This is a genomic window from Streptomyces thermovulgaris (assembly GCF_002155915.1).
Lineage (GTDB): Bacteria > Actinomycetota > Actinomycetes > Streptomycetales > Streptomycetaceae > Streptomyces > Streptomyces thermovulgaris.
Window position 1 is genome coordinate 1 of the sequence record NZ_MUME01000151.1, and the last position, 7,766, is coordinate 7,766.

Genomic DNA, 7,766 nt, shown 5'->3' on the forward strand with positions numbered 1-7,766 from the left:
CACGAGGTCCGGCACGAGGTCCGGCACGAGGTCGGGTACGAGGTCGAGGGGGCATACGGGGCATGAGCCACGGAGACGAGCACAGGTACGGCGGTCCACGGCGCTCCGACGACGGACCGTACGAGGGCGGGCAGACCCGCACCCGGCTCCCGGACTGGCCCGGCGACCCCTACGGCGGCGCCCGGCGCGGCAGCCGCTCCTCCTTCCACGGCCTGATCACGGCCGTCGCCGTGATCGTCCTCCTCATCGCCGCGATCGCCTTCGCGAACCGCTCGGACGGCTCGTCGTCCACCGCCTCCGACCGCAACGGCAGCGACCGGCCGAAGGCCGCAGCGACCGCGGCGAGCGGGACACGCCCGGTGGAGACGAAGAAGGACGGCATCCCCTCCGGGTTCGCCCGCACCGAGCAGGGAGCGCAGAGCGCCGCCGCGAACTACTCGGTGGTCCTCGGCTCGGCCGACATGTTCAGGAAGGAAAGCCGTCACGCCATCCTGAACCGCCTCTACACCCCCGACGCGGCGGCCAGACTCCGGGGGCCCATGGACCGGGCCTACTCGGTCGACTTCCTCAAGAGAATGGGCCTGGACAAGGACGGCAACCCGCCCGCCGGCAGCACGTTCGTCTCCCGTGTGGTGCCCATCGGCACCTCCGTGCAGCAGTACAGCGACAACGGCGCCAGGGTCGCGGTCTGGTACGTGGGACTCATCGGCATGTCCGCCCAGACCTCGACCGACCCGGTCACCTCGTCCTGGAAGACGTGGACGTTTGATCTCCGGTGGTCGGGAGGCGACTGGAGGATCGTCTCCGACTCGCAGCAGGACGGCCCCGCCCCCGTCCCCGGTGACGACAGGGCCGCCACCTCCGACGAGATCCAAAAGGCCACCGAAGAGTACGGAGGGTTCACGTATGCCCGGTAGCAAGCAGCGCCTGCTGGGGCTCGTCGCAGCCGTGGCAGCCGTGCAGACGTCGGTCGTCCTGCTGGCCTCCCGCGCCGCCGCCGACCCCACGCCCGGCCCGACGCCCACACCGACGGAGAGCGGGGACAACTGCGACCTCATCTTCGGCAGGGCCAGGGAGTACTGCGAACGAGGCAACGGCGAAAGCAGCGACACCTCACTGTACGAGGAGCCCTCCGCCACCCTCGACCCCCTCTCCTCCCTCGCCAAGGGCTGTGCCGACGCCGCCTCCTGGACCGTCACCAAGCTCAGCAAGGCCGTGCAGGAGACGGCGAACGTCGACTTCACCAACCAGAAGTTCCTCCAGCAGTACGCGGTCGTGTTCGCCGCGTCGACGATCCTCACGCTCCTGCTCTGGCTGCTGGCCGTGGCCAAGCGGGCCGTGCGCGGCGTGCCGCTGCCCACCGCGATCTCGGAGGCGGTCGGCTTCCTGTGGCTGACCGTCCTCGCCTCCGCCTTCACGCCGCTGATCCTCCACACGGTCGTCTCGGCCACGGACGGCGTCTCCGACGTGCTCGCGAAGGCGACCGGCAATCAGGCGGACACCTTCTTCGGCACGTTCGCCGCCGCACTCGACAAGGGCGAGAACATCGGAGGCGGCCCGATCATGCTGATCGTCGTCTCCCTCGTCACCATCCTCGCCGCCGGCGTGCTCTGGCTGGAGCTGGTCATCCGCGCCGCCCTGCTCTACGTCGGCGCCCTGCTCGGCACCGTCGTCTACGCCGGACTGGTCGACAAGAACCTGTGGGGGCACGTACGCCGCTGGGCCGGAATCATGATCGCCGTGATCCTGGTCAAGCCGATCATCGTGATCGTGCTCGGACTGGCCGGCGCCCTGTCCTCCAGCGACGACGGCCCGGGCGCCTTCTCCGCGGTCGTCTCCGGCCTCGCCATCATCCTGCTCGCCATCTTCGCCAGCGCGATGATCTACCGCTTCGTCCCCGGCTTCGGCGACGAGATCGCGGCCGGCCGCAACAACCGCATCATGCGGAGCGCCGAGAGCAAGGCCGCGGCCGTCATCAGCTCCCCGGCGACCCTGGTCGCGCAGGGCATCAAGACCCACAGCACCCGCACCGACCACAGCGGCGCCGCCCCCTCGTCCACCGCCCCGCGCCCGGCCAACCCCGCCTCCGGCGGCGTCGCCGCACACAGCGCACGCGTCCCGGACGGCGGCAGCGCACCCGCACCCTCCGCACCCGCACCCACTGCCGCACCGGCTCCCCGGGCACCCAGCCCGGTGACCACTCCCCACGCCGGCAGGACCCGCAACAGCAGTACCCATCGCACGGGAGGTGAAGGGCGTTGACGACCGAGTCCCATATGTCCCCCCCGATCACGCCCCGCCGTACATATCTGATCGGCCGCGCCCGGCCGAACGCGTTCATCGGCCGCAACCGCGAGAACGGCGAGATCGCCCTGATCATCGCGGGCGCATTCCTGGGCATGGTGAGCGGACTCGTCGTCCCCGTGCTGTCCCTGCGCATCGTGCTGCTGGTCGGCTTCCCGCTGCTGGCCCTGGCCGCGGTCTACATGCCGTACCGGCAGCGCACGTTCTACAAGTGGTTCGAGATCAACCGCTCCTACAGGCGCACGCTCAAACGCGGCGCCGTCTACCGCTCGGACGCGATGGAGGCCGGCACACGCCTGGACGGGCAGGAGGTCGAGATCGGACCGCCGCCCGGCATCGGCCGGATCACCTGGCTCTCCGCGCCGTTCGGGCCGGACGAGATCGCCGTTCTGCTGCACGCCGACCGCAAGACGGTGACCGCCGCCATCGAGATCGAGGGCCCCGGCGTCGGCCTGCGCGACTCCGAGGACCAGGAGGCCCTCGTCGACCGCTTCGGCACCCTGCTCAAGCACGTGGCCAACGGCGACGGCTTCGTCACCCGTCTGCAGATGCTCGCCCGCACGCTGCCCGCCGACCCCGACGCCCACGCCAAGGACGTCGCCCTGCGCGGGGACGACCGCGCACCGGCCTGGCTGCGGGAGTCGTACGACCAGCTGCAGTCCATGGTCTCCACCAGCAGCGAGCAGCACCGCGCCTACCTCGTCGCCTGCATGCACTACACCCGCGAGCTCGCCGCCGAGGCCCAGGCCATCGCCCGCGCCGCCCGGGCCCAGACGGGCCGCAAGCTGGACCGGGACGCCGGTCTCGCGGTCATCATGACCCGCGAGCTGACCGACATCTGCTCCCGGCTGCAGGAGGCCGACATCCGCGTACGGCAGCCGCTCGGCCAGGGACGGCTGGCCTCGCTGATCCACTCCATGTACGACCCGGACCACCCCATCGACCACATCCAGGCGATGACCAAGCGCAACGCCTGGCCGGCCGAGCTGGACGCCAGGGAACCGACGTACCTCCAGGCCAAGACCCGCGAGTCCGCCACCCGCGAGCCCTGGTGCCACGCCACCGCCTGGATCAAGGAGTGGCCCATGACCCCGGTCGGCGTGAACTTCCTCGCGCCCCTGCTCGTCCACACCCCCGACGTCATCCGCACGGTCGCCGTCACGATGGACCTCGAGCCCACCGAGGTCGCCATCGAGCGCATGCTGACCGAGAAGACCAACGACGTCGCCGAGGCCAGCCGTGCCGCCAAGATGAACCGCACCGTCGACCCGCGCGACATCGCCGCCCACCACCGCCTCGACCAGCGAGGCGAGGATCTCGCCAGCGGCGCCGCCGGCGTCAACCTCGTCGGTTACATCACCGTCTCCGCCCGCTCCCCGGAGGCCCTGGCCCGCGACAAGCGGACCATCCGGGCCTCGGCCGGAAAGTCCTACCTGAAGCTGGAGTGGTGCGACCGCGAGCACCACCGTGCCTTCGTGAACACCCTCCCGTTCGCCACCGGAATCCGAAGGTAGGGGCTGATGCTCTGATGCGGGACCCGCTGACCGCTCTCACGGACGCCTTCACGTCCTTCCTGTTCGGAAAGGTCGAGACGACCCGGCTGCCGGTGAGAACCTCCACGGGCCAGGCCCAGGCGGTCTATCTGCCCACCGCCGCCCCCGGCCTCGGCGACTCGGGCGTCATCATCGGACGCGAGGTGTACTCCGGCAAGGGCTACATCTACGACCCCTTCCAGCTGTACGGCCAGCAGCTCCCTGCCCCGCACTGGCTGGTCCTCGGCGAGTCCGGCAACGGCAAGTCGGCCCTGGAGAAGACCTACGTCCTGCGCCAGCTGCGCTTCCGCGACCGCCAGGTCGTCGTCCTGGACGCCCAGGGCGAGGACGGGGTCGGCGAGTGGAATCTGATCGCGGAGAAGATGGGGATAACTCCCATCCGGCTCGACCCGATGGCCGCCCTGGACCACGGCATCCGCCTCAACCCGCTGGACCCGGCGATCACCACGACCGGGCAGCTCGCCCTGCTGAGGACCATCATCGAGGTCGCGATGGGCCGCGGCCTGGACGAGCGCTCCGGCTTCGCGCTGAAGGTCGCGCACTCCTACGTCAACGAGACGGTCGTCGAACGCCAGCCGGTGCTCTCCGACATCGTCGAACAGCTGCGGCACCCGGAGCCGGAGTCGGCCGAGGCGATGAACGTCGCCATAGAGGACGTGCGCGCCTGGGGCCTGGACGTGGCCCTGGTCCTGGACCGCCTGGTCGACGGCGACCTGCGCGGCATGTTCGACGGGCCGACGACCGTCGGCATCGACCTGGACGCCCCGCTGATCGTCTTCGACCTGTCCCACATCGACCGCAACTCCATCGCCATGCCGATCCTCATGGCGATCGTCGGCGTATGGCTGGAGCACACCTGGATCCGTCCCGACCGGAAGAAGCGCATCTTCCTGGTCGAGGAGGCCTGGCACATCATCAACAGCCCGTTCGTGGCCCAGCTGTTCCAGCGGCTGCTGAAGTTCGGGCGACGGCTCGGCCTGTCCTTCGTGGCGGTGGTGCACCATCTGTCGGACGTCATCGACGGAGCGGCGGCCAAGGAGGCGGCGGCCATCCTGAAGATGGCCTCGACCAGGACGATCTACGCCCAGAAGGCCGACGAGGCGCGGGCGACCGGCCGGGTGCTCGGCCTGCCCAGGTGGGCGGTCGAGATCATCCCGACCCTGACCCCCGGTATCGCGGTGTGGGACGTCAACGGCAACGTCCAGGTGGTCAAACACCTGGTCACCGAGACCGAACGTCCCCTGGTCTTCACCGACCGCGCCATGACGGAGTCCGCCAGCGACCTCCACTCCGACGACGCGCTGCGCGCCGCCGAACGGGAGGCGGAGGAGCGGGCGGCGGCCTTCATGGAGCAGCACATCGCCGATCTGGACGGCTCCTCCGAGTCGACGGTCGCCTAGGGGGTGTTCGTTTGGATCGGGCCGGCTCCGGTAAACGGTGCCTTGTGACGGCGTCGGGCGGGATTCGGCACGTGCGGCTGCACGACGGAGGAACGGAGAGCAGGACGGAAGCAGGGCGGAAAGAGGGCTGAGGAAGGAGCCGGCGCGGCAGGACGCCGGCGGGTGACGACGACGCGGCAGACGGGCGGTGCCGACCCCCGCGGCCCACGGCACGATTCGAACAACATCCCCCAGGGGAGACGCACGCGTGAGACCGGACAACCGTGACCACCGGCAGGGCCGGCAGGGCAGCCAGGGCGGCCAGGGCGGCATTCCCGACGGTCTGCTGGTCGGCATCCTCGCCTTTCTGCTCGGCATGACCCTGCTGGTGTGGACGGCCACCGGACTCGCCGGCCTGTTCGCCCACGGCTCCTGGCCCTCCGGCCTCGCCTTCGCCCGCACACCGCTGGCGATGCGCCACCTCATGGCCGACCCGCACGACGTGCGCGGCGCCTGGCCGGACACGCCCCCGGAGCAGCTGCCGGGGTACGGGCTGTTCTGGGGGCTGTTCATCGGGCAGCTGATGGTGCTGTTCGTGCTGGCCGTGTTCGTGATGGGCGCACTGGCCCGGTGGAAGGCCAGAAGACTGCGCAAGCGGATGAGGGCGACGGCACCGGAGCCCCGGAAGACGCCGGCGCCGTCGCCGCAGGAGATCCCCGGCCCGCGGACGGCCCCGGTCCCCGAACAGCCCTTCCCGGACGCACGGCTGACGGAGGCACCGCCCGCGGAGACACCGCCGGTGAAGACACCTCCCGCAGGGACGTCGCTGCTGACGAAGGCGCCACGGTCGGGCCCCCAGGGCCCGGCGGAGGCGGAACCCGCCGACCGGTGGGAGAAGATCCTCGTCGCCCCGAAGGAGAGCCGCCGGGCGACAGCCGCCCAGGTCATCCGGGACGCGGCAGGCCCGGCCCTGGTCGTCACCTCCAACCCCGCCCTGTGGCAGGACACCAAGGACCTCCGGGCCAAACTGGGCCCGGTCCTCCTCTACGACCCCGCCCACCTGTGCGACACCCCGGCCCGCCTCCACTGGTCCCCCACCGCGGGCTGCGAGGACAGAAGAACGGCGGCGTCGAGAGCCGCGGCGCTCCTCGCCCCGGTCCGGCCCACCGCCAGGATCGACCAGGCGATAGCGGACACCGCGGACACCCTTCTGCGCTGCTTCCTCCACGCCGCCGCCGTGGACGGCCGCACCGTCCGCCACGTCCACCGCTGGGCCCAGGGGACCCAGGTCCAGGAGGCGGTGCGCATCCTGCGCACGAACCCCAAGGCCGCCTCCGGATCGGCCGGCGAACTCGAGGCCGCGCTCACCTCGCATCCCGAACGCCGTGACATCGCCCAGGAACTGACCAGCCGTGCACTGGCCTCACTGTTCACGGTGAACGTCCGCAACGCCTGCACCCCGCACCGAACTGATGCGCTCGCCTTGGATTCCTTCATCAACGAAGGGGGAACGCTTTATCTGGTGGGGGAATCCATCGAGGATCCCCGTACCAACCCCGGTGCGATGCCTCTTTTGACGGCACTCGCCTCAAGCGTGGTCGAGCGCGGCCGGCGCATGGCCGAACGGTCATCCTCCGGTCGGCTCGACCCACCACTCACCCTCGTCCTGGACGACGTGGCCGCCGTCGCCCCGCTTCCCCAGCTCCCCGAGCTGCTGGCCACGGGCGCCGACCACGGGCTGCCGACCCTGGCCCTGCTCCGCTCCCTCGAACAGGCCCGCGCCCGCTGGCCCCACGACGGCCTCCCGGCGTGACGTCTCAGGGACGCTCGAGGACGTACTCCAGCTCGGACTCGTCCGGGTGCCCCTCCAGTGGCACGGTGACCCCGCTCGGCCGGAAGCCGATCCTCTGGTAGAAGCGCAGGGCCCGCCCGTTGTTCTCGTGCACGATCAGCCGCACCCGCTCCACCCCGACGTCCCAGGCCCACTGGAGGGCCTCGTCGAACAGCACCTCGGTCAGCCCGCACCCACGGTGCTCGGGACGGACGTACACGCCGACGATGTGCCCCTGCCGCCGCTCGACCGGGAAGCCGGCCCAGTCCGTGGTACCGGCCTCCTCCACGAACACGGTGAGGCTTCCGACCCACTCGCCGTCCGGCCCCTCCGCGATGAACTGCCGCGCATCGGCCGCTCCCACAGCGGCCTTGGTCGTCCGCTCCTGCCAGTAGGAGTCAGGTTTGGCGACGATGTCCTTGTACGTCTCCAGAAAGGCGAGATGTGCGATGGGGTCCTGAAGCGCGCGCAACCGCAGCGCCTTGACAGCCTGCCATTCCTCGGCGCGTACCGGTCGGATCACATAGTGCCCGGGGGCCGTGGTAGTCATGCCGGCCACGGTAATACCCGGGTGCCGCCTCCCTCACCCGAATTACGGTCCCGGAAATCACGGCCCGGGTCCGAGGGCCGAACGCCCCTGCCCACCGCCGATCTGATCCCCGAAAATACGGGAGCCGAAAATGCGGGAGGCCCCGCACC

At 70.7% G+C, this 7,766-nt stretch carries 6 protein-coding genes; 5 read left to right on the top strand and 1 reads right to left on the bottom strand.

Features of this window, described 5'->3' with window-relative positions; translation table 11 throughout:
• Positions 1–62 precede the first annotated feature (62 nt).
• The 5 genes from CCN35_RS14085 (at position 63) to CCN35_RS14105 (ending at position 7,049) form a co-directional block, all read left to right on the top strand.
• Positions 63–917 (top strand): DUF8175 domain-containg protein, encoded by an 855-nt coding sequence (locus CCN35_RS14085; RefSeq protein WP_086792908.1) that lies wholly within the window; start codon positions 63–65, stop codon positions 915–917.
• Positions 907–2,262, top strand: a complete 1,356-nt coding sequence (locus CCN35_RS14090; RefSeq protein WP_086792910.1) for a hypothetical protein — start codon at positions 907–909, stop codon at positions 2,260–2,262. The genes CCN35_RS14085 and CCN35_RS14090 overlap by 11 nt, the downstream gene beginning before the upstream one ends.
• Entirely contained in the window at positions 2,259–3,818 is a 1,560-nt protein-coding gene (locus CCN35_RS14095) for an SCO6880 family protein (protein WP_067399928.1), read from the top strand. The genes CCN35_RS14090 and CCN35_RS14095 overlap by 4 nt, the downstream gene beginning before the upstream one ends.
• 14 nt (positions 3,819–3,832) lie before the next feature.
• Entirely contained in the window at positions 3,833–5,257 is a 1,425-nt protein-coding gene (locus CCN35_RS14100) for an ATP-binding protein (RefSeq protein ID WP_067399932.1), read from the top strand.
• 247 nt (positions 5,258–5,504) lie between these two features.
• A complete protein-coding gene (locus tag CCN35_RS14105; RefSeq protein ID WP_086792914.1) occupies positions 5,505–7,049 on the top strand; it encodes a type IV secretory system conjugative DNA transfer family protein in 1,545 nt (514 codons plus the stop codon).
• A 4-nt stretch (positions 7,050–7,053) separates the two neighbouring features.
• Here CCN35_RS14105 and CCN35_RS14110 read toward each other — a convergent pair whose 3' ends face one another.
• Complete coding sequence (locus CCN35_RS14110; protein ID WP_086792916.1) at positions 7,054–7,617, bottom strand: GNAT family N-acetyltransferase; 564 nt, start codon at positions 7,615–7,617, stop codon at positions 7,054–7,056.
• Positions 7,618–7,766 lie beyond the last annotated feature (149 nt).